31 protein-coding genes, 1 tRNA gene and 1 pseudogene are annotated in these 25,553 nt (G+C 38.3%); 10 read left to right on the top strand and 23 right to left on the bottom strand.

The genetic code is table 11. The annotated features are described in order from the left end of the window. The 4 genes and pseudogenes from ACLU24_RS12755 to ACLU24_RS12770 form a co-directional block, all read right to left on the bottom strand. Nucleotides 1-326 (bottom strand): annotated as a pseudogene (locus tag ACLU24_RS12755) (hypothetical protein); the annotation flags it as partial. Between the two features lie 2 nt (nucleotides 327-328). Beyond that, nucleotides 329-565 (bottom strand): hypothetical protein, encoded by a 237-nt coding sequence (locus tag ACLU24_RS12760; protein WP_412613035.1) that lies wholly within the window; start codon nucleotides 563-565, stop codon nucleotides 329-331. Next, entirely contained in the window at nucleotides 562-792 is a 231-nt protein-coding gene (locus ACLU24_RS12765) for a hypothetical protein (RefSeq protein ID WP_022264556.1), read from the bottom strand. Before ACLU24_RS12765 ends, ACLU24_RS12760 begins: the two co-directional genes overlap by 4 nt. 4 nt (nucleotides 793-796) lie before the next feature. Further along, complete coding sequence (locus tag ACLU24_RS12770; protein ID WP_412613037.1) at nucleotides 797-1,012, bottom strand: helix-turn-helix domain-containing protein; 216 nt, start codon at nucleotides 1,010-1,012, stop codon at nucleotides 797-799. 84 nt (nucleotides 1,013-1,096) lie between these two features. Between ACLU24_RS12770 and ACLU24_RS12775 the strand changes: the two genes are divergently transcribed. Beyond that, complete coding sequence (locus tag ACLU24_RS12775) at nucleotides 1,097-1,936, top strand: DUF4393 domain-containing protein (protein ID WP_412613039.1); 840 nt, start codon at nucleotides 1,097-1,099, stop codon at nucleotides 1,934-1,936. A 170-nt stretch (nucleotides 1,937-2,106) separates the two neighbouring features. Here ACLU24_RS12775 and ACLU24_RS12780 read toward each other — a convergent pair whose 3' ends face one another. Both ACLU24_RS12780 and ACLU24_RS12785 read right to left on the bottom strand, forming a co-directional pair. Then, on the bottom strand, nucleotides 2,107-2,760 hold the full coding sequence (locus ACLU24_RS12780; RefSeq protein WP_412613041.1) for a Rha family transcriptional regulator: 654 nt from the start codon (nucleotides 2,758-2,760) through the stop codon (nucleotides 2,107-2,109). 37 nt (nucleotides 2,761-2,797) lie between these two features. Beyond that, nucleotides 2,798-3,004, bottom strand: a complete 207-nt coding sequence (locus ACLU24_RS12785; RefSeq protein WP_412613043.1) for a helix-turn-helix domain-containing protein — start codon at nucleotides 3,002-3,004, stop codon at nucleotides 2,798-2,800. Between the two features lie 192 nt (nucleotides 3,005-3,196). Here ACLU24_RS12785 and ACLU24_RS12790 point away from each other — a divergent pair, with 192 nt between their 5' ends. Together ACLU24_RS12790 and ACLU24_RS12795 are read left to right on the top strand one after the other, a co-directional pair. Next, the gene (locus ACLU24_RS12790; protein ID WP_412613045.1) at nucleotides 3,197-3,859 is read left to right on the top strand and encodes a LexA family protein; all 663 of its coding nucleotides are present in this window, start codon (nucleotides 3,197-3,199) and stop codon (nucleotides 3,857-3,859) included. 53 nt (nucleotides 3,860-3,912) lie between these two features. Continuing rightward, nucleotides 3,913-4,977, top strand: a complete 1,065-nt coding sequence (locus tag ACLU24_RS12795) for a site-specific integrase (protein ID WP_412613047.1) — start codon at nucleotides 3,913-3,915, stop codon at nucleotides 4,975-4,977. Between the two features lie 118 nt (nucleotides 4,978-5,095). Here ACLU24_RS12795 and guaA read toward each other — a convergent pair whose 3' ends face one another. The 6 genes from guaA to purC all read right to left on the bottom strand — a co-directional run bounded on the left by guaA (nucleotide 5,096) and on the right by purC (nucleotide 13,942). After that, nucleotides 5,096-6,631: a glutamine-hydrolyzing GMP synthase gene (gene guaA, locus ACLU24_RS12800; RefSeq protein WP_412613078.1), complete on the bottom strand. Its 1,536-nt coding sequence runs from the start codon at nucleotides 6,629-6,631 to the stop codon at nucleotides 5,096-5,098. Nucleotides 6,632-6,655: 24 nt separating this feature from the next. After that, complete coding sequence (gene glmS / locus ACLU24_RS12805; RefSeq protein WP_412613048.1) at nucleotides 6,656-8,482, bottom strand: glutamine--fructose-6-phosphate transaminase (isomerizing); 1,827 nt, start codon at nucleotides 8,480-8,482, stop codon at nucleotides 6,656-6,658. A 16-nt stretch (nucleotides 8,483-8,498) separates the two neighbouring features. Continuing rightward, nucleotides 8,499-9,782, bottom strand: coding sequence for an adenylosuccinate synthase (locus ACLU24_RS12810; protein ID WP_412613049.1), 1,284 nt, complete (start codon nucleotides 9,780-9,782; stop codon nucleotides 8,499-8,501). A 453-nt stretch (nucleotides 9,783-10,235) separates the two neighbouring features. Further along, complete coding sequence (purB, locus tag ACLU24_RS12815) at nucleotides 10,236-11,669, bottom strand: adenylosuccinate lyase (protein WP_106765160.1); 1,434 nt, start codon at nucleotides 11,667-11,669, stop codon at nucleotides 10,236-10,238. Between the two features lie 43 nt (nucleotides 11,670-11,712). After that, nucleotides 11,713-13,188, bottom strand: coding sequence for an amidophosphoribosyltransferase (gene purF, locus ACLU24_RS12820; RefSeq protein WP_412613050.1), 1,476 nt, complete (start codon nucleotides 13,186-13,188; stop codon nucleotides 11,713-11,715). Nucleotides 13,189-13,234: 46 nt separating this feature from the next. Continuing rightward, a complete protein-coding gene (purC, locus tag ACLU24_RS12825) occupies nucleotides 13,235-13,942 on the bottom strand; it encodes a phosphoribosylaminoimidazolesuccinocarboxamide synthase (protein WP_412613051.1) in 708 nt (235 codons plus the stop codon). A gap of 425 nt (nucleotides 13,943-14,367) precedes the next feature. On the opposite strand from purC, the gene gdhA reads away from it, so the two are divergent. Then, nucleotides 14,368-15,699: an NADP-specific glutamate dehydrogenase gene (gdhA, locus tag ACLU24_RS12830; protein ID WP_412613052.1), complete on the top strand. Its 1,332-nt coding sequence runs from the start codon at nucleotides 14,368-14,370 to the stop codon at nucleotides 15,697-15,699. Nucleotides 15,700-16,030: 331 nt separating this feature from the next. Here the strand turns inward: gdhA and gltA are convergent, their stop codons facing one another. The 3 genes from gltA to ACLU24_RS12845 form a co-directional block, all read right to left on the bottom strand. Next, nucleotides 16,031-17,431 (bottom strand): NADPH-dependent glutamate synthase, encoded by a 1,401-nt coding sequence (gltA, locus tag ACLU24_RS12835; protein WP_412613053.1) that lies wholly within the window; start codon nucleotides 17,429-17,431, stop codon nucleotides 16,031-16,033. A 1-nt stretch (nucleotide 17,432) separates the two neighbouring features. After that, nucleotides 17,433-18,275: a sulfide/dihydroorotate dehydrogenase-like FAD/NAD-binding protein gene (locus tag ACLU24_RS12840; RefSeq protein ID WP_412613054.1), complete on the bottom strand. Its 843-nt coding sequence runs from the start codon at nucleotides 18,273-18,275 to the stop codon at nucleotides 17,433-17,435. Between the two features lie 175 nt (nucleotides 18,276-18,450). Continuing rightward, nucleotides 18,451-19,662 (bottom strand): iron-containing alcohol dehydrogenase, encoded by a 1,212-nt coding sequence (locus ACLU24_RS12845; protein WP_412613055.1) that lies wholly within the window; start codon nucleotides 19,660-19,662, stop codon nucleotides 18,451-18,453. Between the two features lie 247 nt (nucleotides 19,663-19,909). Between ACLU24_RS12845 and ACLU24_RS12850 the strand changes: the two genes are divergently transcribed. The 5 genes from ACLU24_RS12850 to ACLU24_RS12870 all read left to right on the top strand — a co-directional run bounded on the left by ACLU24_RS12850 (nucleotide 19,910) and on the right by ACLU24_RS12870 (nucleotide 21,913). Next, a complete protein-coding gene (locus ACLU24_RS12850; protein WP_412613057.1) occupies nucleotides 19,910-20,419 on the top strand; it encodes a GNAT family N-acetyltransferase in 510 nt (169 codons plus the stop codon). 107 nt (nucleotides 20,420-20,526) lie between these two features. Continuing rightward, complete coding sequence (gene rpsF / locus ACLU24_RS12855; RefSeq protein WP_412613058.1) at nucleotides 20,527-20,820, top strand: 30S ribosomal protein S6; 294 nt, start codon at nucleotides 20,527-20,529, stop codon at nucleotides 20,818-20,820. A gap of 15 nt (nucleotides 20,821-20,835) precedes the next feature. Continuing rightward, the gene (locus tag ACLU24_RS12860; RefSeq protein WP_412613059.1) at nucleotides 20,836-21,297 is read left to right on the top strand and encodes a single-stranded DNA-binding protein; all 462 of its coding nucleotides are present in this window, start codon (nucleotides 20,836-20,838) and stop codon (nucleotides 21,295-21,297) included. Nucleotides 21,298-21,341: 44 nt separating this feature from the next. Further along, nucleotides 21,342-21,593 (top strand): 30S ribosomal protein S18, encoded by a 252-nt coding sequence (gene rpsR / locus ACLU24_RS12865; protein ID WP_022265527.1) that lies wholly within the window; start codon nucleotides 21,342-21,344, stop codon nucleotides 21,591-21,593. A 68-nt stretch (nucleotides 21,594-21,661) separates the two neighbouring features. After that, complete coding sequence (locus ACLU24_RS12870; RefSeq protein ID WP_412613061.1) at nucleotides 21,662-21,913, top strand: TIGR03905 family TSCPD domain-containing protein; 252 nt, start codon at nucleotides 21,662-21,664, stop codon at nucleotides 21,911-21,913. 103 nt (nucleotides 21,914-22,016) lie between these two features. Here ACLU24_RS12870 and ACLU24_RS12875 read toward each other — a convergent pair whose 3' ends face one another. Next, nucleotides 22,017-22,574: a helix-turn-helix transcriptional regulator gene (locus tag ACLU24_RS12875; protein ID WP_412613062.1), complete on the bottom strand. Its 558-nt coding sequence runs from the start codon at nucleotides 22,572-22,574 to the stop codon at nucleotides 22,017-22,019. Nucleotides 22,575-22,757: 183 nt separating this feature from the next. Here ACLU24_RS12875 and ACLU24_RS12880 point away from each other — a divergent pair. Then, nucleotides 22,758-22,833: transfer RNA gene (locus tag ACLU24_RS12880), tRNA-Thr, on the top strand. A 159-nt stretch (nucleotides 22,834-22,992) separates the two neighbouring features. Here the strand turns inward: ACLU24_RS12880 and ACLU24_RS12885 are convergent. From ACLU24_RS12885 to ACLU24_RS12915, 7 genes are read right to left on the bottom strand one after another with little or no spacing between them, the layout of a single operon-like run. Further along, complete coding sequence (locus ACLU24_RS12885) at nucleotides 22,993-23,493, bottom strand: LysM peptidoglycan-binding domain-containing protein (protein WP_412613063.1); 501 nt, start codon at nucleotides 23,491-23,493, stop codon at nucleotides 22,993-22,995. After that, on the bottom strand, nucleotides 23,484-24,020 hold the full coding sequence (locus ACLU24_RS12890) for a GH25 family lysozyme (RefSeq protein ID WP_412613064.1): 537 nt from the start codon (nucleotides 24,018-24,020) through the stop codon (nucleotides 23,484-23,486). Before ACLU24_RS12890 ends, ACLU24_RS12885 begins: the two co-directional genes overlap by 10 nt. Nucleotides 24,021-24,034: 14 nt before the next feature. Beyond that, nucleotides 24,035-24,220, bottom strand: a complete 186-nt coding sequence (locus ACLU24_RS12895; RefSeq protein ID WP_412613065.1) for a hypothetical protein — start codon at nucleotides 24,218-24,220, stop codon at nucleotides 24,035-24,037. After that, the gene (locus ACLU24_RS12900; protein WP_412613066.1) at nucleotides 24,213-24,413 is read right to left on the bottom strand and encodes a hypothetical protein; all 201 of its coding nucleotides are present in this window, start codon (nucleotides 24,411-24,413) and stop codon (nucleotides 24,213-24,215) included. The genes ACLU24_RS12895 and ACLU24_RS12900 overlap by 8 nt, the downstream gene beginning before the upstream one ends. Before the next feature lie 15 nt (nucleotides 24,414-24,428). Then, complete coding sequence (locus ACLU24_RS12905) at nucleotides 24,429-25,031, bottom strand: leucine-rich repeat domain-containing protein (protein ID WP_412613067.1); 603 nt, start codon at nucleotides 25,029-25,031, stop codon at nucleotides 24,429-24,431. A 1-nt stretch (nucleotide 25,032) separates the two neighbouring features. Then, nucleotides 25,033-25,320 (bottom strand): phage holin family protein, encoded by a 288-nt coding sequence (locus ACLU24_RS12910; protein WP_412613068.1) that lies wholly within the window; start codon nucleotides 25,318-25,320, stop codon nucleotides 25,033-25,035. Beyond that, on the bottom strand, nucleotides 25,317-25,550 hold the full coding sequence (locus ACLU24_RS12915) for a hypothetical protein (protein WP_412613069.1): 234 nt from the start codon (nucleotides 25,548-25,550) through the stop codon (nucleotides 25,317-25,319). Before ACLU24_RS12915 ends, ACLU24_RS12910 begins: the two co-directional genes overlap by 4 nt. Between the last annotated feature and the right edge of the window lie 3 nt (nucleotides 25,551-25,553).

A 25,553-nucleotide genomic window follows, 5' to 3' on the forward strand; every position in this document is an offset into this window, starting at 1 on the left:
CCTATATTAGCAACACATAAAATATCGTTGATTTTACTTATTAAAGCGTCGCCATAAACTTTTGCGTCGCCATGAACCCATGCGTTGCCACAAACCCATGCGTCGCCATAAACTTTTGCGTTGCCATAGACCCAAGCGTTACCATAGACCTGAGCGTTGCCATAGACCCAACAATCCTCATCTTGAGAGAGATTTTCTTCTCCCTCAATATAACCACCTAAATTGCCAGCTTTTACATCATTGAAATCCCTCAATGCCCTTATTTTGTAAAGAGTGCGTCCAGCTACCTCAATTTTATCATCGTAAAGCATTTCGTATTTATTCATTTTTAATCCTCCTCAAATTTGTAATTGTGCGGTTTAAATCTTTCCATATGTAAGCGATAATCTCGCTTTTGATATATCTTATTTACAAGTATCTCAAAGTCGTAGCGATTTTTGCAAATCTTATCAGCCTTAGCTGCCAGCTTATTCATCTTCTTTTCGAGCCTTGCAGCTCTTTTCTTTGCAGAATTAGCTTTGCTCTTGCGACTGAGGTTCTTGCAAAAGTTTTTGAGTTTGCTCATATTGCCTCCTTTCTAATGTTTACGGTTCTTTCTGACACAGCTTTCCTTTTCTTGATAGCTAAACGCTTTTCGAAATATTCAGCAGGTACACGACCTCTCACAGTTATGTAGCCATTACTTGCCAGCTCATCATTTAATTGCTTAATGATTTTATAAGCTTTGCTATCCGCTACACCAAGTATTTCGCAAACATCATTTTTGTTATAAAACAACTTGCCTTCTTCCATATTCTCACTTCCTTTCATTAATTAAACAACCTATTGTAAGTTCCACGCCAAGAGCTTTTAGTAGCTTGTCGGCGTTCTCAAGTGAAATGCTGTTCTTGCCTTGCTCCCAGTTAACGATTGCACGATATGTAAATCCTGTTTTCTTTGCGAGAGCATATTTAGTAATACCTTTTGATTCACGAGCTTTTTTGAAAAGCTGTGCAAAACTTTCCTTGTCCATTGACAAACACTTCCTTTTGTGATACTATACTTAGTGTATGAACTGCAATTTATATAACTAAATATAGAAAGGGTAGATAAAACTATGACAGATAAAGTTGATATGGATATAGCAGATTCGAAAGCAGTGCCAAATATTTTAAATCCACCATCAAAAGTAATTGGAAACGCATTGAGTGATTTATTAAATATAGCTTTTGGATATTTATTACATGAAAAATCCGAAGAAAAACGCCTAAAAAGTCAAAAGCATATTGAAGAACTTAGCAAAAAATTGAATGAAAACGTATCATCTATACCTGAAGAACATCGTATTCCTCCCAAAAAATCTATAGTTGGACCCGCTCTTGAAGCAACAAAGTATTATTTCGAGGAAGATGAAATCAGAGAAATGTTTGAAAATCTGATAACAAATTCTATGGATAACAGACAATCTGCTAAAGTTCATCCATCATTTACTGAAATAATCAAACAAATGTCTCCATTAGACGCCCAAAATCTAAAACTTTTTGAGCATAAAGCTCAACTTCCGATCGTTCAATTTAAAGCTAAGTCAAGAGATGACATCAACAAATACTTACTAGTTGCTACTAATGTTTTTATATCAAATACTGATTGCCAAGATATAGATTTACAGGCTGTTTCTATTTCTTCACTATGCAGAATAGGACTTTTAGAAATAAGATACGGTGAATATCTTACTGATAATTCAATTTATGAACCATTTTTGTCTTTACCAATCTATAACGATACTAAAAATCGGCTTGACCTTCTTAACATTGCCAGTGACAAATTTCCTGAGATTACCAACAAGGAAAAATATTATTTACATTATGAAAAAGGTGTGGTTCAATTAACTCCATTAGGGAATACCTTTATTTCTGTTTGCCTGAACCCTTTACCCAATAAGAAACCAAATCCATAATCATCTCCAACATTTGCTCTGCGAAGTCGTCTATTATCTTAAAGAAATAGACGGCTATTATTTTACCTGTTATCAAAGAAGAAAGAGCAGAAACAATAACTACTAATAAGGTTGTTCCTAATATTTCTATTTTCCTCACCCCCTCTCACTGTGTCCAAAGCTGTTATGAACTAAGCTGTCTTTTCTCCCAGTTTCATCTTGTACCATTCAAGATGGCGTTTACGCTGTTCGTAATCAGGAACTGCAACAAGCAATCCTACATCAACCTTTTGCAAAGTTTCCATAAGCTGTATCTGTTCATCAGTAAGATACGGTCTTATACTTTTTCCTTTTTCAATACCGTGTGCTTGTCTGAATTGCTTTGCGGACATTCCAGTTACAATACGGTTAATCATATCGCACTCATTGCTGAAATGATACGGCTTTGGATTATCGTGCAGTAACTTGATGTTTTCTGTCAGCAGAGGAAAATCTTTGCGAGTGGCAACAAGTGTTTTGATAAAGCGTTCCATTTCGTTAAATCGTTTAATATACAGTTCTTTGAAATGAGCCGCTTTCTTTCCTCTATAGCCCATTGCAAGAAATACAAATCCGTCACGGGTCATATAGTAACAAGGTTGTTTCTTGCCCTGCTCATTCTTGTAGAAGGACTGTCCAAAGTTGGACAGTCGAAATTCTTCTGAACAATCAAGTTCACGAATATCACGCAGTACCTTATTATGCTCTTTTTCAAAGAATTTCGCTACATACAAACTATCAACCCTTGCTGTATTGTGATTATCTGCGAACACACCATAGTTATCCTTAGGAATTAGTTCTTTCATTTATCATTGTCCTTTCTAAGTCGTTGCATTTCGCAACTTATCGAGCAAAAAAATATTTGCCAAATTCTCCTGATTCAATAGCAAGAAGATTGGCTAATTTTTCAGCTTCTTCAAGGTCGAATGGACGAACATTATTGATTTTTTGATTTGCTGTAGGAGGTGCAATATTCAATGCTTTAGCAACATCAGCCTGTGTAATCTCAAGTTCTTTCATTCTACCCTTGATTTTATTTGTGTTTATCATGTTACTCTCCTTTCTGTTGCGTTTTGCAACTTGAATGTGTCTATATATTATCATAGCAACACGCAAATGTCAATAGCATTTTGCAACTTTTTTTGAAATAACTTTAAAAATGTGTTGCACTACGCAATTATATATGGTATATTATATGTAAAGATTTTTGCAGATTGAGTTGCATTATAAGGAGTTGACAATATGGCAAATCCTATTGAAATTGGTAAAAGAATTAAATTGGCACGAGAACTCAAAGGTATGACTCAAGAACAACTTGGTAAAGAAGTTGGAATGAATAAGTCCACTATCCAAAGATATGAAACTGGTCAAGTTTCAAAAATAAAATTACCAGTTGTTGAATCATTAGCAAAAAGTTTAAATGTAAATCCTGATTGGCTTATTGAAAAAAGTGATATAATGGATATTTCAGAAACTCAAAGTTTCTCAAATATAAAAAATATAATCCCCATGCCTAAAATGAAAAAAGTACCTTTAATCGGTACAATAGCTTGTGGAGAACCGATTTTAGCACAAGAAAATATCGAGGATTATATTAATATGCCAGCAAACCTTGACGGTACATTTGCTTTGCGTTGCAAAGGTGATAGTATGATAAATGCACGAATCCTTGACGGCGATATAGCTTTTATAAGAGAACAGCCAGAAGTTGAAAACGGTGAAATTGCGGCTGTTATGATTGACAACGAAGCTACTTTAAAAAGGGTTTATTATTATCCTGAAAAATCAATGCTAATATTGAAACCTGAAAATACAGCATATCAAGACTTTATTTATATAAACGAAGAACTTAACAATATAAAAATTCTTGGAAAAGCTATTGCTTTTCTTAGCTCAGTTAAATAAAAAACCGCTCCCACCTCTTTTCGGTGAGAGCGGAAATTTTAAGGAGGAATATTATGCCACAATATAAAAATGAAACAACTGGCAAATGGTACTGTAGCTTTTATTATAGTGATTGGCAAGGTAAGCGTAAAAAGAAAAAGAAAGAAGGCTTTAATACCAAGCGTGAAGCCAAAGACTGGGAAAATGAATTCATACATAAAACCTCTGCTGATTGCTCTATGACTTTCCGAAGTCTTGTGGAATTATACAAAGAAGATATAGCTCCTCGCATTAAGCCTACAACCAAAGCAAGTAAAGAATTTATGATAGATACTAAGCTATTACCATTCTTTGGAGATATGGCTATCAATAGCATTACAGCTACAACAGTGCGTAAATGGCAAACGGAACTTATCTCTTCGCCTGAAAATTACAGCCAAACATACTTAAAAACAATTAACAACCAACTTTCAGCGATTTTCAACTTTGCAGTAAAATATTATAGCTTAAAATCTAATCCTGCAAGGGATTGTGGAAGTATGGGAAAGAAAAAAGCCGACAGTATGCAATTTTGGACGCAAGCGGAATTTAATTCATTTATTAGCGTTGTTGATGACATTACAGACCGTACTATTTTTATGCTGTTATATTACTCCGGAATGCGTTCAGGCGAATTATTTGCGTTAACCTTATCAGATTTTGACTTTGCTCTTAAAACGGTAAGTATAAATAAAAACTATGCAAGACAAAACGGTGAGGATTTGATTCTTACTCCTAAAACCGAAAAAAGTAAAAGAATAGTTTCCTTACCTGATTTTATGATAACTGCAATTAAAGAGTATGCAAATAAATTGTATGATTTATCTCCCACACAGCGTTTGTTTCCAAGTAACAAGTATACATTAAATAAACATATGGTTAAGTATTGTAAAAAAGCCAATGTAAAGAAAATCCGAATACATGACCTTAGGCATAGTCACGCTTCATTGCTTATTGAACTTGGATTTTCTCCATTGCTTATATCTGAAAGGCTTGGTCATGAGAATATAGAAACAACTCTTCAAACTTACTCACATTTATACCCCAATAAGCAATCAGAGGTTGCAAGTAAACTCGAAGAGTTGCATAATAATTTTTAATCAAGCAAAATCCTAAACGGATTTTTATTTTTACCCGTAATTAGTACGCTTTTAGTACGCTTTGCTTGTAATTAGTCTATATTTTCCTTTTATAATGCGGTTTTTTAGATTTTATAAATTACTCCCACTCGATAGTTGCCGGTGGCTTGCTTGTAATATCGTAAACAACTCTATTTACATGCTTAACCTCATTAATAATTCTGCTTGAAATTTTTCCAAGAACATCATAAGGAATGTGTGCCCAGTCAGCGGTCATAAAATCGCTTGTTGTTACAGCACGAAGTGCAATTGTACTGTCATAAGTTCTTCCGTCACCCATAACGCCAACGCTCTTAATATTTGTGAGAACTGCAAAGTATTGGTTAATATCTTTGTCAAGCCCTGCATTTGCTATTTCTTCACGCATAATTGCGTCTGCATCTTTGAGAATATCAAGCTTTTCGTCTGTAATTTCTCCAAGAACACGAATAGCAAGACCCGGACCCGGGAACGGCTGACGCCATACAAGGAAAGGTGGAATAAGAAGTTCAAGACCAGCTTTACGGACTTCATCTTTAAAGAGATAACGCAAAGGCTCGATAATTCCCTCAAAATTAACATCTTCAGGAAGTCCTCCAACATTGTGGTGGCTCTTAATTACAGCGGCCTCGCCTACACCGCTCTCAACAACATCAGGATAAATTGTTCCTTGGCAAAGATAATCCATCTTTCCAAGCTCATTTGCCTTTTCCTCAAATACACGAATGAACTCTTCGCCGATAATCTTTCTCTTGCGTTCAGGGTCAGAAACACCTTCAAGTTTTTTGAGGAATCTATCCTTGCAGTTTACTCGGATAAGGTTCATATCAAACTGCTCTCTGAATACCTTTTCAACTTGGTCGCCCTCGTCCTTGCGAAGAAGTCCGTGGTCAACAAAGATACAAGTAAGATTCTTTCCTATAGCCTTGTGTACAAGGACAGCAGCAACAGAAGAATCAACTCCTCCCGATAACGCACAAAGAACCTTTTTATCGCCGATAGTTTCTTTAAGATGCTGAATGGTATCATTAACAAATGAGCTCATCTTCCAGTCGCCTTTGCAAGCACAAGCATTATAGAGGAAATTTTTGAGATAAGTCATACCCTCTTTTGTATGCTGAACTTCCGGGTGAAACTGCATAGCATAAAATTGATTTTTTCTGTCTTCCATAGCGGCAACAGGACAATCATCTGTACGAGCAATAATCTTAAAACCCTCAGGAGCTTTAGAAATATAGTCTGTATGACTCATCCAGCAAATATTCTCGTCACTTGCATTTTGGAAAAGTGTACTTGTGTTATCAAATAAAACATTTGTGTTGCCATATTCTCTTACGAGTGAAGTGCTAACTTCTCCGCCGAGCATATTTGCCATAAGCTGAGCACCATAGCAAATACCAAGAACAGGTATGCCAAGCTCAAAAAGCTTAGGGTCACACTTAGGAGCTTTTTCAGCATAAACACTGTTAGGACCACCAGAGAAAATAATTCCCTTATAGTTGCCCTGCTTAATCTCCTCAGCAGAAATTCTATATGGCTTAATCTCACAATAAACATTAAGCTCACGAACTCTTCTTGCGATAAGCTGACTATACTGACCTCCGAAGTCGAGAATCAAAACCGCTTCATTTTTAATTTCCATCATTTTCACCTCAAAAACTTATTCAACTGTTACAGATTTTGCAAGATTTCTCGGCTTATCAATATCACAACCCTTTAGAGAAGCAACATAATAAGCAAAAAGCTGTAACGGAATTACTGCCAAAGACGGCAACATAATATCACAGGTCTTTGGTATATAAAAAGCAAAATCAACGCTTTTTTCAATTTCGGGGTGGTCCTCACAAGTAAGTCCGAGAACAACCGCACCTCTGGATTTAACCTCAACGACATTGCTCATGGTTTTCTCAAAAAGATTTGAGTGTGTTGCAAGAGCAACTACAAGTGTGCCATCTTCTATAAGAGAAATAGTTCCATGTTTCAATTCACCGGCTGCATATGCCTCTGAATGAATATAAGAGATTTCCTTCAGCTTGAGCGAACCCTCGAGAGAAAGAGCATAATCAAGATTTCTGCCAATAAAGAATATATCTCTGTTATCAAATTGCTGTGATGCAAAATACTGAATATCTTCTTTATTCTTTAGAATTTGCTCTATCTTATCTGGAATAAGTCTAAGCTCAGAAAGATATTTTTTATAGTCTGTTTCGGAGATTGTTCCAAGAATATCTCCAAAATAGATTGTAAGAAGATAGACAACTGCAAGCTGTGTGCTATAAGCCTTTGTTGTAGCAACAGCAATTTCAGGACCTGCCCATGTATAAACAACATCATTAGATTCGTTTGCAATAGCACTTCCAACAACATTTACAATAGAAAGAATATAAGCACCATGGCTCTTTGCCTCTCTGAGTGCTGCGAGAGTATCAGCTGTTTCACCGGACTGACTTATTACTATTACAAGAGTTTTATCATCGACAATCGGATTTCTGTAACGGAATTCCGAAGCAACATCAACCTCAACAGGAATTCTCAATGTCTGTTCAAATACATATTTTGCGACAACACCTACATGATATGCAGAACCACAAGCAACTATGCAAATCTTTTTAAAGCTTTTAAACTGTTCAGGTGTAAGGTTTATTTCATCAAAGACAATTCTATTATCTTTGATTCTTGGGTTAATAGTATCACGGAAAGCCTTAGGCTGTTCCATAATCTCTTTAAACATAAATGTTTCATAACCGCCCTTTTCAGCCGCAGAAATGTCCCAATTTATATGCTGAACTTCTTTTTTAACTTCATCTTTATCAGTGTTGATAATCTTAACATCTGAACTTGTAATAATGGCAATTTCATCTGCATCAAGACGATAAATATCTCTTGTCTTTTCAAGAATAGCAGGAATATCACTTGCAATGTAGTTTTCATTCTTGCCAAGTCCGATAATAAGCGGGCTTTCTTTTCTTACTGCAATAATCTGGTCGGGATTATCAAGGCAAATTATGCCAAGAGCATATGAACCGTTTACTTTAGAAAGAACCTTAATGACAGTATCAATAATATCGCCAGTATAATAATAATCCAAAAGCTGTGCTATAACCTCTGTATCTGTTTCAGAGTGGAACTTTACCCCTCTGCGAATAAGATGGTCTTTAAGCTTAATATAATTTTCTATTATTCCGTTGTGAACAACAGCAAATTTACCTGAATCACTCAGATGAGGGTGTGAATTTGCATCTGATGGTTCGCCGTGAGTAGCCCATCTTGTATGGCCTATACCAACAGTACCTTTAACAGCTTTACCACCATCAATCATATCACTAAGAATCTTAAGCTTACCTTTTGCCTTAAAAACATTGAGCTTTTCTCCATCATAAACGCAGATACCTGCTGAATCGTAACCACGATACTCAAGCTTTTCGAGTCCACTTAAAAGGTTAGGAGCCGCTTGTTCATAGCCTATGTATCCAACTATACCACACAAAATAATCCCTCCGGTCTTATCTTAGAATGATGTCCTCACGCTTCGGTCCATTAGAAATCATCTTGAAAGGAACACCGACTGCCTTCTCAGCAAATTCGATATACCTTCTGCAATTTTCAGGAAGCTTATCATATTCCTTAATTCCACGAATATCGCACTTCCAGCCAGGGAGAACCTCAATAATAGGCTTGCATCTCTTAAGCTTTGTTGTTGATGGGAAGTAATCAATTCTTTCGCCGTCAAGCTCATAAGCAACAACAACAGGAATTTCATCAAGATAGCCAAGAGCATCAATAACTGTGAAAGCAACCTGTGTTGCACCTTGAACCTTACAGCCATAACGAGTTGCAACGAGGTCAAGCCAGCCAACTCTTCTTGGACGACCTGTTGTTGCACCGTATTCGCCCTTATCTCCGCCACGCTTACGAAGTTCCTCTGCCTCTTTTTCATCGTGAATTTCGCTTACGAATTCACCTGCACCAACAGAGCTTGAGTATGCCTTAACAACTGTAACAATTTCTTTAATCTCATATGGAGGAATACCGCCTGCACCAACAGCACCGTAACCGGCGATTGTATTTGAAGAAGTAACCATTGGATAGATACCAAAATCAGTATCCTTAAGTGTACCAAGCTGTCCCTCAAGAAGAATATTCTTTCCAGCCTTAACAGCATCATTAACTATATCAAATGTTGAAGCAACATAAGGCTCAAGCTTTTCTTTATATTCCATAAGCTTATTGAAAATCTCGTCAACGCTAAGTTCTTCTTTGTGATAGAGATTCTTAATAGTTAAATTCTTAACCTCAAGAATTTTTTCAAGCTTTTTTCTTAATGAGTCAGTATCATCATAAAGCTCGTTTACCTGAAAACCAATCTTAGCAAATTTATCAGAATAGAAAGGAGCAATACCGGACTTAGTAGAACCAAAGCTTTCTTTTGAAAGTCTTTCCTCCTCATAGCAATCGAAAAGAATATGATAAGGCATTACGATTTGAGCTCTGTCAGATACCAGTATATGCACATTCTTTACACCTTGTTCCTCAAGGCTCTTAAGTTCGTTGATAAAATTATCAACATTCAGTGCAACACCGTTTCCGATAATATTTGTGATATTATCATAGAAAACACCACTTGGAAGCTGATGAAGAGCGAAACGACCATAGTTATTTATGATAGTGTGTCCTGCGTTGCTTCCTCCCTGAAAACGGATAACCATATCTGAATTTGCTGCAAGCACATCAGTTATCTTGCCCTTGCCTTCATCTCCCCAGTTTGCACCAACAATAGCTTTTACCATAATTAAAATCCAACCTTTCATTTTTTGTTGTTAAGGGGCGGAGTGCCTCCGTTGTCAAGTCGTGTAGTCGGTTTTGCTTTGCAAAACCTCGAAATTCTTAACCGACTTATATTTTAAGGGATTTGCCCTTAACCCCCACCAAAGGCTCTGCCTTTGGAAACTGCAAGCCTCAAATAATTTGATTTACAAATAACTTCAACGCGAATAACAATCAATAATTTAACAAAAAAGTCAGAACGCGTCTTGGCTGCGGCGGCTCGCCGCAAAAGGCTTGAGCAAAACTTTTGAGTGTCTTAGAAAAACCTATTAGCAAATTGTAGCGGCGAACTATGTTCGCCCGTTAAATATTTCATCATTCACATCTTCACCATATGCCGACACCCATATGCTTATAAAAACAGTTTTAGAGATATGCACAAAATAGTACATATCTCTTGCACTGTAAGTATTTTTTTATACGTTAATTTCAACCTCTTCAACAGCAATATTCTCATATTCTGCTAAAACAGGTGCTACAACATCATTGAGAAAATCTTCTGTCTGCTGAGGTGCTCTGCCAACATAGTTTTCTGGCTTAAGATGCTCCTCAAGCTCCTCTAAGGTTACACCAAAGATAGGGTCTTTTGCAATCTTCTCAAAGAGATGATTTTCCTTACCCTCTGCTTTGATTTCATAACCGGTTTCAACAGAAAGCTCACGAATACGCTCGTGAAGCTCCTGACGGTCTCCGCCACGCTTTACTGCGTCCATCATAATATTCTCAGTTGCCATAAACGGTAACTCAGAACGCAAACGCTTTTCTATAACCTTATCATAAACTACAAGTCCGTCGCTTACATTAAGATACAAATTAAGAACTGCATCAATAGCAAGGAAGCCCTCAGGTATGCTCAATCTCTTATTAGCCGAATCATCAAGAGTTCTCTCAAACCACTGCGTAGCTGCTGTAATATATGGATTAAGTACATCAACCATAACATATCTTGAAAGTGATGCTATACGCTCCGAACGCATAGGATTTCTCTTATATGCCATAGCAGAAGAACCAATCTGATTTTTCTCGAATGGCTCTTCAATCTCCTTCAAGTGCTGAAGAAGTCTTATATCATTAGAGAACTTTGTAGCACTCTGTGCAATTCCTGCAAGAACATTCAAGATTTGACTATCAAGCTTTCTGGAATATGTCTGTCCTGAAACAGCAAAGCAAGAATCATAGCCAAGCTTTGCAGCAATTCTTCTGTCAAGCTCACGACACTTTTCGTGGTCACCCTCGAAAAGCTCAAGGAAGCTTGCCTGCGTACCTGTTGTACCCTTACAGCCAAGAAGCTTTGCCTTAGAAAGCTGATACCTTACATCTTCGAGGTCCATAAGAAGGTCCTGAATCCAAAGTGTAGCACGCTTACCTACTGTTGTAGGCTGCGCCGGCTGAAAATGTGTAAATGCAAGTGTAGGAAGGTCTTTATATTTTCTTGCAAAGTCGGAAAGTGTGCGGATAACTCCGACAAGCTTTTTCTCAACTATACGCAAAGCCTCTGTCATAATTATAACATCTGTGTTGTCACCAACATAGCAAGAGGTTGCTCCGAGATGGATAATTCCCTTTGCATTCGGGCATTGTACGCCATATGCGTAAACATGTGACATAACATCGTGACGAACCAACTTTTCTCTTTCTTCTGCAACATCATAGTTGATGTCATCAGCGTGTGCTTTAAGCTCGTCAATCTGTTCCTGTGTAATAGGAAGTCCAAGCTCCATTTCGGATTCTGCAAGAGCAATCCAAAGCTTTCTCCATGTTCTGAACTTCTTGTCAGGAGAAAAAAGATATTTCATTTCCTTATCGGCATATCTTGACGAAAGAGGAGATTCATAGGTATCTTTAGCCATAATCTTAAATTCCTTTCACCTTAAAAATACTGAAATCGGCAAATTATTGCTTATCCTTGACAATTTTCTTGTCAAAGTCAACTCCGCCTCTTTCCTTACCTTCAAGTAATTTTTGAGGTATTTCTGTTGGGTATTTTCCAGTAAAGCAAGCGGTACAAATACCATTTGCTTTATTCAAAAGCATCTGTGAAAGCTTATCCGCCGGCAAATAGCCAAGAGAATCCGCTCCACTGATTTTGCAAATCTCATCAACAGTATGTTTGCAGGCAATAAGCTCGCCCTTAGACGGAATATCTGTTCCGTAATAACAAGGCCAAGTAAATGGCGGTGAACTTATACGGAGGTGAACCTCCTTAGCGCCTGCTTTTCTAAGCATAGTCACTATTCTATCGCAGGTTGTGCCACGAACGATAGAGTCGTCTATCATAACAACTCTCTTGCCCTTAACACTTGTAAGAAGTGGATTAAGTTTAAGGCGAACACTCTTTGCACGCTCCTGCTGCGTCGGCTTAATAAATGTTCTGCCGATATAGTTATTCTTAACGATTCCCTTTTCATAAGGGATTCCTGATTCTTCGCTATATCCGATAGCGGCATCTATTCCCGATTCAGGAACACCGATAACCAAATCAGCGTCAACCGGGAACTCTCTTGCAAGAATTCTTCCAGCCTCTTTACGAGATTCATAAACGCCGATTCCATCAATTATAGAGTCTGTTCTTGCGAAATAAATATACTCAAAAACACAAAGAGATTTCTTGCTTTCCTTAGGGCAGTTATCTTTGATTGAGGTAATACCTCTATCGTCAACAACAACAATTTCGCCAGGCTCAATATCTCTTACAAATTCTGCACCCGCTGCATCCAATGCACAAGATTCAGAGGCAAAAACATAAGAGCCTTCAAGCTTACCCATACATAGCGGTCTGAAACCATGAGGGTCGCGAGCCGCAATGAGCTTTCTCGGACTCATAACCAATAATGAGTATGAGCCGTCAAGCTGTTTCATAGCCGCACTTACAGCAGCCTCAACAGAATGTGAATGAACACGCTCTCTTGCAATCAAATAAGCGATTACTTCGGAATCGATTGTTGTCTGAAAAATTGCCCCACGATGTTCAAGCTCTTTACGAATCTCAACAGCGTTAGTAAGGTTGCCGTTATGAGCGATAGCAAGAACACCCTTAACATATCTCATTACAAGCGGTTGAGCGTTTTCAGGAACGCTTCCTCCTGCGGTTGAATATCTGACATGAGCAACGGACATCTGACCTTCAAGCGAAGCCAAAGTTTCCTTAGAAAATACTTCGCTTACAAGTCCCATATCCTTATGATAGCTGATTACGCCTCTGTCGTTGACGGCAATTCCGCAACTCTCCTGACCTCTGTGCTGTAAAGCAAGAAGTCCGTTATATGAAGCATAAGCCGGGTTTATAGCACCATCACTGTATACTCCGAAAACACCACATTCTTCGTGCAGTTCCTCAGAGAAACAGTTTGAAAATTTGCTACTGTCCAAAAGGTTTCACCGTCCTGTTAGCATTATAAAATTGTTTTCAAAAAAATTATGCAAGACCGATTCTTCTCATCATCTCAGCATAAGCTTCTTCTACACCGCCCATATCTCTGCGGAAACGGTCCTTATCGAGCTTCTCGTGTGTCTTAATATCCCAGAAACGGCAAGTATCAGGAGAAATCTCATCAGCAAGTATAATCTTATCGTGGAACTTACCAAACTCAAGCTTAAAGTCGATAAGCTCGACGCCTACGCTTGCAAAGAATTCTTTCATATAGTCGTTTATTTTATAAGCCATATCGCTGATAACATCAATTTCTTCCTGAGTTGCGATACCGCAAGCAATAGCCTGTGAATTGTTAATCATAGGGTCGCCAAGCTCGTCGTTCTTATAAGAAAACTCAAGGATTGGGCATTTAAGCTCCATACCTTCCTCAAGGCCGAGCTTCTTTGCGAGGCTGCCTGCTGCCTTGTTACGAATAATAACTTCGAGAGGAACGATAGAAACCTTCTTAACGATAGTTTCTCTGTCGCTGATTTCCTCTACGAAATGTGTTTCGATGCCTTTTTCTGCAAGAAGTTTGAACATAAAGTTAGACATCTTATTGTTAACTACGCCCTTACCTCTGATTGTGCCCTTTTTAAGACCATTAAAAGCAGTAGCGTCGTCCTTATATTCTACCATACAGTAATCAGGATCGTCCATTGCATAAACCTTTTTTGCCTTGCCTTCGTAAATAAGCTCTTTCTTTTCCATATTCAAAGTCCTCCAAACTTAAATTGACAAAATAAAAAAATCATACGCATATATTATACTTCATTTCGACGATTTAAGCAAGAGCCAGAAAGACGATTTCTTTTTTCTATAATTTTGCATAATTTTTTCAAAAAATTTCATATTTGCTCATATTATTATCAAAAATCTATGCTTTTGCAGTGTTATTTTGAATGATTTACTATAATTTTTGCCAAAAATACATAGTCATTTGTGTATAACTTGACAAAATTTTATTAGTTTATTATATTTTTACAATTTTTATTTGATTTATGGAAAATTATATGATAAAATATGCAAGGTATTAAGGAAGATATTCATACAAATTGTTTGACAAATTAAAATCGAGCAATTTTTCTTCTTTAGATACTTGCAAATTTAATCTTCAAAATAAGGAAGTGGCTTCAATGTCATATGTAAGTGAACAACTTGAAAAAATTAAGGCAAAGAACCCTGCTCAACCTGAATTCATTCAGGCAGTAACTGAGGTTCTTAATTCTCTCGAACCAGTTTTCGAGCAGAATCCTAAGTATCAGGAAAATGCTATCATTGAAAGAATTACAGAGCCTGAAAGACAGCTCATGTTCAGAGTTGCTTGGGTTGACGATAACGGTAAGACACAGGTAAACCGTGGCTTCCGTATCCAGTTCAACAGCGCTATCGGTCCTTACAAGGGCGGTCTTAGACTTCACCCATCAGTAAACCTTGGTATCATTAAGTTCCTCGGTTTCGAGCAGATTTTCAAGAACTCCCTCACAGGTCTTCCAATCGGCGGCGGCAAGGGTGGTTCTGACTTCGACCCTAAGGGTAAGAGCGACCGTGAAATCATGGCTTTCTGCCAAAGCTTCATGACAGAGCTTTATAGACACATTGGTCCTGATACTGACGTTCCTGCTGGTGACATCGGTGTTGGCGGTCGTGAAATCGGCTACCTCTTCGGTCAATATAAGAGAATTCGCAACGCTTATGAAGGCGTTCTCACAGGTAAGGGACTTAACTACGGTGGTTCCCTTGCAAGAACAGAGGCAACAGGCTACGGTCTTCTTTACCTCACAAAAGAAATGCTCAAGCAAAACGGCATTGATATTGCCGGCAAGACAGTCTGTATCTCCGGTGCTGGTAATGTTGCTATTTACGCTACACAAAAGGCACAGCAGATGGGTGCTAATGTTGTTACTCTTGCTGATTCAACAGGTTGGGTATACGACAAGGACGGCATCGATGTTGCTGCCGTTAAGGAAATCAAGGAAGTTAAGCGTGCAAGACTTTCTGAGTATACAAAGTATCGTCCAAACGCAGAGTATCATGAGGGCAAGTTCCTCTGGACAATTCCTTGTGATGTTGCTCTTCCATGCGCAACACAGAACGAGCTTGATGTTGAGGGCGCACAGAACCTTATCAAGAACGGCGTAAAGGCTGTTGCTGAAGGTGCTAATATGCCTACAACACTCGAAGCTACAAAGATGTTCCAGGATAACGGCATACTCTTTGCTCCAGGCAAGGCTGCTAATGCAGGTGGTGTCGCTACTTCTGCACTCGAAATGTCACAGAACAGCCAGAGACTTTCTTGGACATTCGAAGAAGTGGACGCTAAGCTCGAAGGCATTATGGTTAATATCTTTACAAATATCGCTGCTGCTGCTGAAAAGTATGGTCATAAGGGCGATTATGTAATGGGCGCTAACATTGCAGGCTTCGAGAAAGTTGCAGACGCTATGATTGCACAGGGTGTATATTAATAGCATAGCAAATCTCATAAACTAAATTACTCCTATCCCTTTCTATAAAAATACAATGCCCCGGATATTGTCGGTACTCATGCCAAACAATATTCGGGGCATTTTTATGTGCTGGCAAAATAATTTAACCGAAAAATTTTCAACCCCCTTCCCTAATATAAATCTAAATAAAAACATCACTTTATAACTACGACTTTTCACTCTAAAATATTCTATTTTAATCTTTACCATAACTTAAAACAGCAACAGAACTTCAAAATTGCTCTGTTGCTGTTTATTTGCATCAAAAAAGGAAACCCTCTTAGGATTTCCTTTTTGATTTATATTAAAATTATTTATTGTTCTTGATGTATTCGTCAATAGCCTTAGCAGCGCTCTTACCTGCACCCATAGCAAGAATAACAGTAGCTGCGCCTGTAACTGCGTCGCCGCCGGCATAAACGCCTTCACGAGTTGTAAGACCGTCTTCACCGTCTGTAACGATACAGCCATGCTTATTTGTATCAAGACCAGGTGTTGTGCTTCTGATAAGTGGGTTAGGACTTGTACCGATAGACATAATCATTGTATCTATATCAAGAGTAAGCTCGCTGCCCTCTTTAACGACAGGACGACGACGACCGCTCTCATCAGGTTCGCCAAGCTCCATTTCTACACACTTCATACCGCATACATTGCCGTTTTCATCACCGAGAACTTCAACAGGGTTTGTAAGCGTCTTAAAGATGATGCCCTCTTCCTCAGCGTGTTCAACTTCCTCTTTTCTTGCAGGAAGTTCATTCATACTACGGCGATATACTATATAAACATTTTCTGCACCAAGTCTTTTTGCGCTTCTTGCTGCGTCCATAGCAACATTACCGCCACCAACAACGGCAACATTCTTAGAGTGCTTGATAGGTGTCTTGGAATCTTCCTTATAAGCTTTCATAAGGTTAATTCTTGTAAGGAATTCATTTGCAGAATAAACTCCGTTAAGACTTTCACCGGGGATATTCATAAAGCGTGGAAGTCCTGCACCACTTGCAATATAGACAGCCTCATTGCCCATCTCGAAAAGTTCATCAATAGTAAGAATCTTACCGATAACCATATTTGTTTCTATATCTACACCAATAGCCTTGAGGTTGTCGATTTCTTTCTGAACAATTTCCTTAGGAAGTCTGAATTGTGGAATACCGTAACTAAGAACGCCACCTGCTACATGGAGTGCTTCATAAACGGTAACCTTATAGCCAAGTTTTGCAAGGTCGCCTGCAGCTGTAAGTCCACTTGGACCTGCACCAATGATAGCAACCTTATGACCATTCTGCTCCGGAACTGTTGGAGTAGCAGTAGCGTGCTCACGATGATAGTCAGCAACAAATCTTTCAAGACGGCCGATACCAACGCTCTCGCCCTTGATACCTCTTACGCACTTACCCTCGCACTGGTTCTCCTGTGGGCAAACACGACCGCAAACAGCCGGCAATGCACTTGAAGCGGAGATAATCTCAAAAGCACCTTCCATATCTTCATTAGCAACTCTCTCAATGAATGCAGGAATGTCAATAGCAACAGGGCAAGCACTTCTGCAAGGCTTCTTAGGGCAATTAAGGCAACGCTTTGCCTCTTCTACTGCCATTTCATATGTATAGCCGAGAGCAACCTCTTCAAAGTTATTTCTTCTTACTTCTGGGTCCTGAACAGGCATAGGACATTTGTTAGGACTCATATTTCTCTTGACTGCCATATTATTTGACCTCCTTTTTGAATAAGTTGCATGAAGCCTCACGCTGATGAGCCTCGAACTCTTTATACATTGTTCCACGCTTCATAGCCTCATCAAAGTCTACGAGATGACCGTCAAAATCCGGACCGTCAACGCAAGCAAATTTTGTTTCTCCACCAACAGTCAAACGGCAGCCGCCGCACATACCTGTGCCGTCAACCATAATTGGGTTCATACTTACAACTGTTTTAATATCATATTTCTTAGTGAGCTGGCAAACAAATTTCATCATTATTAATGGACCAATAGCAATAACCTCATCATACTGGTTACCCTCTTTGATAAGCTCTTCAAGAGCGTTTGTTACAAGTCCCTTTGTGCCATAGCTTCCGTCATCTGTCATCATGCAAAGCTTATCACTATTCTGCTTAAATTCGTTCTCAAGAATAACAAGGTCTTTATTACGGAAACCTACTATGCTGTGAACCTCACAGCCAAGATGATGAAGTTTCTTAGCAATAGGAAAAGCAATCGCACAACCTACGCCACCGCCTACGACAGCAACCTTCTTAAGTCCGTCAGTGTGGCTTGGAATTCCGAGAGGGCCTACGAAATCATGAATATAATCTCCAGCCTCAAGAGTATCAAGCTCCATAGTAGACGCACCAACAATCTGATAAATAATTGTAATAGTGCCTGCTTCTCTATCATAATCAGCGATAGTAAGAGGGACACGCTCGCTGTCTTCCTTTGTACGGAAGATGATAAACTGACCAGGTTCAGCCTTTTTTGCGATAAGCGGAGCAGAAACGACCATCTTTGCAACAGTCGGATTCAAGTGCTGCTTTTCGACTATTTTAAACATTTTATTTCATCCTTTCAAATAATTAAGGTAACTTTTACATTATACAACAAAATAATCTGCTTGTCAAAAGAATGTTAAGGGATTTATAATTTATAATAACCCTCTGCATAGCAATGCGTACAAGGTGAAAAATACCCTGTACGCATATAAAATATAAAATTTTCTGTTTGAATAATCAGAAATCTATATCCTTATCATAATATACTGCAACGAGGAGCTTTTCCATTTCTTCCTGTGTAGGAATTCTTGGGTTAGAGCCTGTGCAAGCATCTGCAATAGCATTCTTTGCTGTTTCAGGAAGCTTATCCATAAATTCCTTCTCGTCAATAATGCTTTCGTCAGCTTTAATTCCGCCAGGGCCATAATTCTTGATAGCCTGTGGAATATTAAGCTGGTCATTCATTGAGCGAAGTTCTGCGATAAGTGCGCCGACAAGTTCTTCTGTGCTTTCGCCCTTGAGGTCGATAAATCTTGCAATTTCTGCGTAACGCTCAGCAGCTTCTTCATTCTTTGAGTTATATTTAATAACCTTAGGAAGATACATAGCGTTTGCACAGCCATGAATAATATGACCGCCTGAGAAAGCTGCGCCTGTCTTATGAGCCATAGAGTGAACTATGCCAAGAAGTGCATTCGAGAAAGCCATACCTGCAAGACATTGTGCGTTATGCATTGTATCTCTTGCTATCATATCGCCGTCATAAGACTTTTTGAGGTTATTATGAATGAGCTTGATTGCATGAAGTGCAAGCGGGTCTGTGTAATCACAATGTAAAGTTGAAACATAAGCTTCGATTGCGTGCGTCATAGCGTCCATACCTGTATGAGCTGTAAGCTTCTGAGGCATTGTCTCTGCAAGTGCAGGGTCAACGATTGCAACATCAGGTGTGATATTGAAATCAGCAAGCGGATACTTAATACCCTTTTTATAATCTGTAATAACACTGAAAGCAGTAACCTCTGTCGCTGTACCCGAAGTAGACGGAATAGCGCAGAATTTAGCCTTTGTACGAAGTGTTGGGAAACTAAAAGGTGTAATCAAGTCCTCAAAACTTGTATCCGGATATTCGTAAAATACCCACATAGCTTTTGCCGCATCAATAGGAGAACCGCCGCCCATTGCAACAATCCAATCAGGCTTAAATTCTGCCATAGCCTTTGCACCACGCATAACTGTATCAACGCTTGGGTCCGGCTCAACATTCTCGAAAAGCTGAACCTCCATTCCTGCTTCTTTAAGGTAATCAACTGCCTTATCAAGGAAACCGTTACGCTTCATAGAGCCACCACCGACAACAACGATAGCCCTCTTTCCTGTTAATGATTTAAGTTCTTCGAGAGAACCCTTTCCATGATATAAATCTCTTGGTAAAGTAAATCGTGCCATTGTTAAGATACCTCCATTATTTTAGTATTTATTATGAAATATTTTGAACCGCTGATAAGTTGTAATTAACTAATAAAAGTATGTAACAAAGTTTAAACTTATTCAGCAATTCTTCTAATTGGAATTATAACGCATAGCATACTTCAATGTCAACATTTTTCATCAAATTTAAATAAAAATATAGAATTTCTGAAATTCAAATGCTATAATACCTATATATTTTAAACAATTAAGGAATTGATAAGATATGAAATTTACCCAAAGATTAGCGTTGAAAGAGGATTTGCAAGAAATAAGCAATATGTTTAAAGCTGCAATAAAGCTTATGGAATCTCAAGGTATACATCAATGGGATGAAATATATCCAAATGAAGCTATTCTTTACGATGATATTTTAAAGAAGCAACTCTATTTATGCTTTCTTGACAATAATCTCGTATCAGCTTTTGTCCTTAATAATGAATTTGATAAAGAATATGATTCCGCAGACTGGAAATATACCAATTGCAAATATATTATCGTACACAGACTTTGCGTAAATCCGGAAATCCAAAACAAAGGCTTTGGCAACAAGACAGTTAGTCTTATAGAAAACATTGCTTTAAAAAACGGTTTTGAAGCAATTCGTCTTGACTGTTTCACCGGAAATCCTTTTGCATTTAAACTTTATCAAAAGCTTGGATATGCAGTAAAAGGCTACGCAAATTTCAGAAAAGGGAAATTTTATCTTATGGAAAAATCTATTAAAAAAACTTGACAAAACAACTGTTCGCTGATATAATTTTAATGTTGGTGCGTTAATGCCAACTCCCCTTGCTCGCAATATGTTTGCGGGCCACAAGACCAAAAGGAGGTGCAGTAAATATGGCAGTAATCAATTCTTATGAAGCTGTTATTGTAATTTCTCTCAAGCTTGGCGAAGAGGGTATTGCTGAAACAATCGCAAAGTTCAAGGATATAGTTTCTAAGAACGGTACTCTCGAGAATGTTGACGAGTGGGGCAAGAGAAGACTTGCTTACGAAATCAACAAGGAAACTGAGGCTTATTATGTTCTCTTTGATTTCAAGAGCGAAGCTGAGTTCCCTGCAGAGCTTGACCGTGTCCTTATGATTACAGACGGTATTCTCCGTTCTATGATCATTAAGAAGGAAGCTTAAGGAGGAAGACCTAATATGTTAAATGTAGCTTGTATCATGGGCAGGCTTACAGCAGACCCAGAGCTTCGTTATACTCAAGGCAACACAGCAGTGGTTAGAATCACTCTTGCTTGCAACAGACCTACAAGAGCCGGTGCAGAAGAACAGACTGATTTTATAGATGTCACTGCTTGGGGCAAAACTGCGGAATTTGTCAGCAGATATTTCCACAAAGGTCAGCTCGTTGCCGTTGACGGCTCTATCAGAACAGGCTCTTATACTGATAAACAAGGTATTAAGAGAAGAACATTTGAAATTTGGGCTAATAACTGTCACTTCGCAGAGCCTAAGTCAGCTCGTTCTAATGATAACGGCTATCAGAGTGGATATAACGACAGCGGATACTCAAGACAGGATAATGCTCCGGCTACATCTTATTCAACAGGAAATACGGATGCCTTTGAAGAGATTCCGACAGACGATGATCTTCCCTTCTGATTTAATCCTAAACACATCTTATCCTATATAAAGGAGGAATTACAATGGCTGAAAGAACCGAAAGAGATAACCGCAGAGGCGGTCGCAAAGGTCGTAAAAAGGTTTGTGCATTCTGCGTAGATAAAGTTGATGTAATCGACTATAAGGATATTGCAAGACTTCGCCGTTTTATTTCTGAAAGAGCGAAGATTCTTCCTCGCAGAGTAACAGGTACTTGTGCACATCATCAGCGTGAGCTTACAGTTGCTATTAAGCGCGCTCGTTATCTTTCACTTTTACCTTACACAAGCGACTGATAAAAGCTTTTGCCGATACTGCTTTGCGGTGTCGGCTTTTTTATATCTAAAATTAGGGGGAACAGACTATGACATATACATATAGAACTCGTGGTGTTTGTTCAAGAAGTATAACTTTCGACATGGATGAAAACCATATTGTTACAAATATCAGCTTTGAAGGTGGTTGTAACGGTAACACCAAAGGTATTGCCTCTCTTGCCGAAGGTATGAAAGCCGAAGATATTATAAATAAATGTCAGGGTATTCGCTGTGGCATGAAATCAACTTCATGTCCTGACCAGCTAACCGAGGCAATTAAACTTGCACTACAAAAATAAATTATAAAAACTAAAAGGCGTATAGCATTAAAACAAAATTGTTTATGCTATGCGCCTTTATTATCTTTAAGAAAGATTACTCTTCCCTACCTCATATTAAATTTTAATCATCTAAAAAGATATTTTTCTTCTTTCTGCCACGCTTCTTTTTTGGAGCTCTTGGCGGAAGATATTTGACATCTGCTCTTTCAAGAAGTTCAAGTTCTTTCTTTGGAATCTCTACTGGCTTTGCAACAACATCTCGGGTTTTTGATTTGCGTCTGAATTTATAAATATTGTCTGTAAGGTCATCAAGAAATGCCATAGCTTCTTCTCTTTTTCCTTCATCAAGAGAACGAATTCTAAGAAGAATCTCAGCTTCAAAATTAGCCTCAGAAAATTTCTCTTCATCATCATTGTCAAGCTTATCATTAAGTTTCTTGAAATTTGAATCGCTGACATATTTTCCGGTTTCAGTATTACAACCTGAAAGCAAATCAAAGAAATCTACATGAAATATTTTTGAAAGTCTAATAAGGGTTTCGATATCAGGTGTTGTTTTTCCTGTTTCATAGTAAGTATAGCTTGAACGCTCCAAACCAAGCAAATCTGCAACATCTTGTTGTGTAAGTTTGCATTCACTTCTGTAATACTTTAGCCAATACGATATAACATTATACATTATTAGCGACCTCCTTTTATTTATTTGAAATTATAACATACTATTTTTTAAATTACACTACCTTGTGAAAGATTTCCACAAAGGTCTAATACTTTTAACTATCATTTATAAAGCTATCAATTTATATTATTTCGCCCTTGACAATATACATATCAATCGTGTATAATAATTATCGATATTTATGCTTGTGTAGCACAGTTGGTAGTGCAGCTCATTCGTAATGAGCAGGTCACAGGTTCAAGTCCTGCCACAAGCTCCAGATTTTCCCCTTGAACACTGCGTTCGAGGGGATTTTTATTTTATTTAGAATTAATGAAATGCAGCAATTTGGTGTTTATTTGGTGTTTATGGATTAAAAATAAAAAAATCCCGCCCACCTATAGCCATAAAAAGCTAACGGGAGCGGGATAATTATTTTTTATTTCACTCTAATCTTCTGCCCGACATAGATTAAATCTCTGTTTTTGATATTGTTAAGCGATACAAGCTTGTCTACGGTTGTGTTGTATCTGTATGCGATGTAGCTAAGTGTGTCGCCACTCTTAACTGTATAATAAACTTTATCCGATTTTACAGTCGAAGTTGTGCCGACCTTAGCAGTATAATCTAAGCATATCCAACCGCCATACTTGCCAACATAACCCCAGTTGCCTGATACCTTGCTTACTGTTGCCACAGTCCCGCATTTTAGGGCAGTAATTATGTTGTAGTTTGTACCTGCCCCCTTGCGTACATTAAGCCCTGCCTGTGCTGTAACCTTGACGGAGTAATCCGTTTTTTTAACATTGCTTGGCTTTGTAGCCGGCTTAGTTGTTGACGGTTTGGTAGATGTCTTAGAAGTTACTATATCATCATACATATAGTTCATATCCACCTCTCCGCTGACGCCATTAACCTTACCAACCCAGCTTATTGCCAAGTACCGCAATCACGCCCCGCAGAGCTTGCACCTGGATAAGCAAGCCACAGATAATACTTACTAAGTTCGCTGTAATTATATCTGTTATTGATATAATCGTAGTTAGCATATAATACCGGTGTATATCCTGCTGACTTAACACGCTCAAGAAATGCCTTAGCACACGCTGTAAGGCTTGCTCTTGTATGTACTACTCCCTGCTGACGGCAATAGCGGAGAGTGTCCTCCTCAATGTCATAAGCAATAAATTTACAGCCCTTGTATTCTTTTGCAAGCTTAATAGCGAAATCCGCTTCTTGCTTTGCCGCTTCTGCATTTACGCAGTATGCAAAGTGATATATTCCGAACGGAACATTATACTTTGTACAGCCGTTTGCGTTGTTACGATATTGTACGTCTACTTGGTCAGGAGATTCCGAACCAAGACCACAGCGAATAATTGCAAAGTCTACTTCTTTGCTTGCCTTACTCCAATCAATTTTGCCATTAGCATATGATATATCAATACCTTTTAATTTTGTTGCCATAATAAAACTTCCTTTCATTGTTTAATCCATTCACCTAAGTGCAAAATATAAAGCTCTTTTGTGTCTGTACACCAAGCTGTGCTGCCGTCCTCTGCATTGTTTATCAACTTAAGCTTGTCCAAGTCCGCACTCTTGAGTATGTACTCCTTGATGTTGTAAAATCTGTTACCAACTTGTCTAATGCTGCCTAAATCACTCATAGTCACCCTCCTCTGCTACTGATTCAGCTTTAATTTTCTGATATTCTTCCTCATCAATCTCAATAAAATCTTCTGCTTTAAGCGACTTTGCTAGATAGATTTCGCCCTCGTAGACCTCGTTTGTATTAACATTTTTGAGATGTTTGCCCTCACTCGGTGCGAGCTTAACTACCGTTACTTTTGATGTTGTCATATTATCACTCCTTATTTATGCCAAAGTCCAGTTTTTATCGGTGGCTATCGCTTTTTGCTCATCTGATAGCTTTTTTAGATTAGTTGCGCCAAGCGTAAGCGTGTATGCTGTTTGCCCTGTACGGTCGGCAAGTGCTGTAAACATTGCTACAAGCGTATCTACGCTATATTTTGTACTCGACGACAGGTCAAGACCGTTACAGTTGAAGTTATCACCGAGAGTAACATTAGTGAGTTTTGAGCAGTTGGTAAATACTCCTGCGCTGATTATTGTAACAGTATTAGGTATCGTAATATCGGTGAGTGCTACACAACCGTAAAATGCACTACCTTTAATAGCTGTGACACCTACAGAAATAACAACACTTTTAAGCTTCGAGCATGAACTAAATGTAGTTGCTTCTATACTTGTTATATTATTAGGTATCGTTATACTTATAAGATTTTTACAAGCATTAAACACTCCCTGTCTTAACATAGTCCACTCAGACGGCACGACAAACTCCGTAACAGTACCTGTTAGTACACTCTCGTATAGATTAGCCTGTTCTTTGTATTTATCTGCCTCTTGCTCTGACTGCTTGATTTTGCAGTACATTACAATGTCTTTTAGGTCCATATCAATCACCCTTTTTTATTTGCTTATAGATTTGATTTGCATAAACGCTTGCTCCAGCACAGAGAATACCTTGCGTAATTGCTGCAAAGATTGCAGTCCAAACATCTTGTGTTGATATTATTTGAGTAACAGACAACAAATATATTGCCGAAAGAATCACTCCACTTGCACCGAGAATCAACGGAATAAATTTGTCTGGAAGTGAAATCTTTTTAAGTGCTATACCAATTAGATAAAGCACAGGGATAAGTATCATAAGTTCAGGTTTTATAAAATCAGTTATATTCAATGTAATCTCTCCTTTTCCAAATCATTTATCCTGTGGTTAGCGACTTTGATTTCTTCATCAATAACGGCTGCACGCTGTTCAAGCTTGTATGTTCTGTCAATGACTTGATTATGTTTATCTACTTTTTCTTCAAGCTTTTTCAGCCTATAGAGCGTTAGCCTACTTCCACCAAAAGTGCCGGCAAGAGAGCCTATCAGAGCAAGTAGAGCCGATAAAACTGTTGAATCCATATT

The organism is Pseudoruminococcus sp. (assembly GCF_047012705.1).
In the GTDB taxonomy this organism is placed as follows: Bacteria; Bacillota; Clostridia; order Oscillospirales; family Acutalibacteraceae; genus Pseudoruminococcus.

Coding starts and splice junctions, on each gene's coding strand:
- ACLU24_RS12760 (WP_412613035.1), bottom strand. CDS start 565: ATGAGCAAACTCAAAAACTTTTGCAAGAACCTCAGTCGCAAGAGCAAA.
- ACLU24_RS12765 (WP_022264556.1), bottom strand. CDS start 792: ATGGAAGAAGGCAAGTTGTTTTATAACAAAAATGATGTTTGCGAAATA.
- ACLU24_RS12770 (WP_412613037.1), bottom strand. CDS start 1,012: ATGGACAAGGAAAGTTTTGCACAGCTTTTCAAAAAAGCTCGTGAATCA.
- ACLU24_RS12775 (WP_412613039.1), top strand. CDS start 1,097: ATGACAGATAAAGTTGATATGGATATAGCAGATTCGAAAGCAGTGCCA.
- ACLU24_RS12780 (WP_412613041.1), bottom strand. CDS start 2,760: ATGAAAGAACTAATTCCTAAGGATAACTATGGTGTGTTCGCAGATAAT.
- ACLU24_RS12785 (WP_412613043.1), bottom strand. CDS start 3,004: ATGATAAACACAAATAAAATCAAGGGTAGAATGAAAGAACTTGAGATT.
- ACLU24_RS12790 (WP_412613045.1), top strand. CDS start 3,197: ATGGCAAATCCTATTGAAATTGGTAAAAGAATTAAATTGGCACGAGAA.
- ACLU24_RS12795 (WP_412613047.1), top strand. CDS start 3,913: ATGCCACAATATAAAAATGAAACAACTGGCAAATGGTACTGTAGCTTT.
- ACLU24_RS12810 (WP_412613049.1), bottom strand. CDS start 9,782: ATGGTAAAAGCTATTGTTGGTGCAAACTGGGGAGATGAAGGCAAGGGC.
- purB (WP_106765160.1), bottom strand. CDS start 11,669: ATGGCTAAAGATACCTATGAATCTCCTCTTTCGTCAAGATATGCCGAT.
- purC (WP_412613051.1), bottom strand. CDS start 13,942: ATGGAAAAGAAAGAGCTTATTTACGAAGGCAAGGCAAAAAAGGTTTAT.
- gdhA (WP_412613052.1), top strand. CDS start 14,368: ATGTCATATGTAAGTGAACAACTTGAAAAAATTAAGGCAAAGAACCCT.
- gltA (WP_412613053.1), bottom strand. CDS start 17,431: ATGGCAGTCAAGAGAAATATGAGTCCTAACAAATGTCCTATGCCTGTT.
- ACLU24_RS12840 (WP_412613054.1), bottom strand. CDS start 18,275: ATGTTTAAAATAGTCGAAAAGCAGCACTTGAATCCGACTGTTGCAAAG.
- ACLU24_RS12845 (WP_412613055.1), bottom strand. CDS start 19,662: ATGGCACGATTTACTTTACCAAGAGATTTATATCATGGAAAGGGTTCT.
- ACLU24_RS12850 (WP_412613057.1), top strand. CDS start 19,910: ATGAAATTTACCCAAAGATTAGCGTTGAAAGAGGATTTGCAAGAAATA.
- rpsF (WP_412613058.1), top strand. CDS start 20,527: ATGGCAGTAATCAATTCTTATGAAGCTGTTATTGTAATTTCTCTCAAG.
- ACLU24_RS12860 (WP_412613059.1), top strand. CDS start 20,836: ATGTTAAATGTAGCTTGTATCATGGGCAGGCTTACAGCAGACCCAGAG.
- rpsR (WP_022265527.1), top strand. CDS start 21,342: ATGGCTGAAAGAACCGAAAGAGATAACCGCAGAGGCGGTCGCAAAGGT.
- ACLU24_RS12870 (WP_412613061.1), top strand. CDS start 21,662: ATGACATATACATATAGAACTCGTGGTGTTTGTTCAAGAAGTATAACT.
- ACLU24_RS12875 (WP_412613062.1), bottom strand. CDS start 22,574: ATGTATAATGTTATATCGTATTGGCTAAAGTATTACAGAAGTGAATGC.
- ACLU24_RS12890 (WP_412613064.1), bottom strand. CDS start 24,020: ATGGCAACAAAATTAAAAGGTATTGATATATCATATGCTAATGGCAAA.
- ACLU24_RS12895 (WP_412613065.1), bottom strand. CDS start 24,220: ATGAGTGATTTAGGCAGCATTAGACAAGTTGGTAACAGATTTTACAAC.
- ACLU24_RS12900 (WP_412613066.1), bottom strand. CDS start 24,413: ATGACAACATCAAAAGTAACGGTAGTTAAGCTCGCACCGAGTGAGGGC.
- ACLU24_RS12905 (WP_412613067.1), bottom strand. CDS start 25,031: ATGGACCTAAAAGACATTGTAATGTACTGCAAAATCAAGCAGTCAGAG.
- ACLU24_RS12915 (WP_412613069.1), bottom strand. CDS start 25,550: ATGGATTCAACAGTTTTATCGGCTCTACTTGCTCTGATAGGCTCTCTT.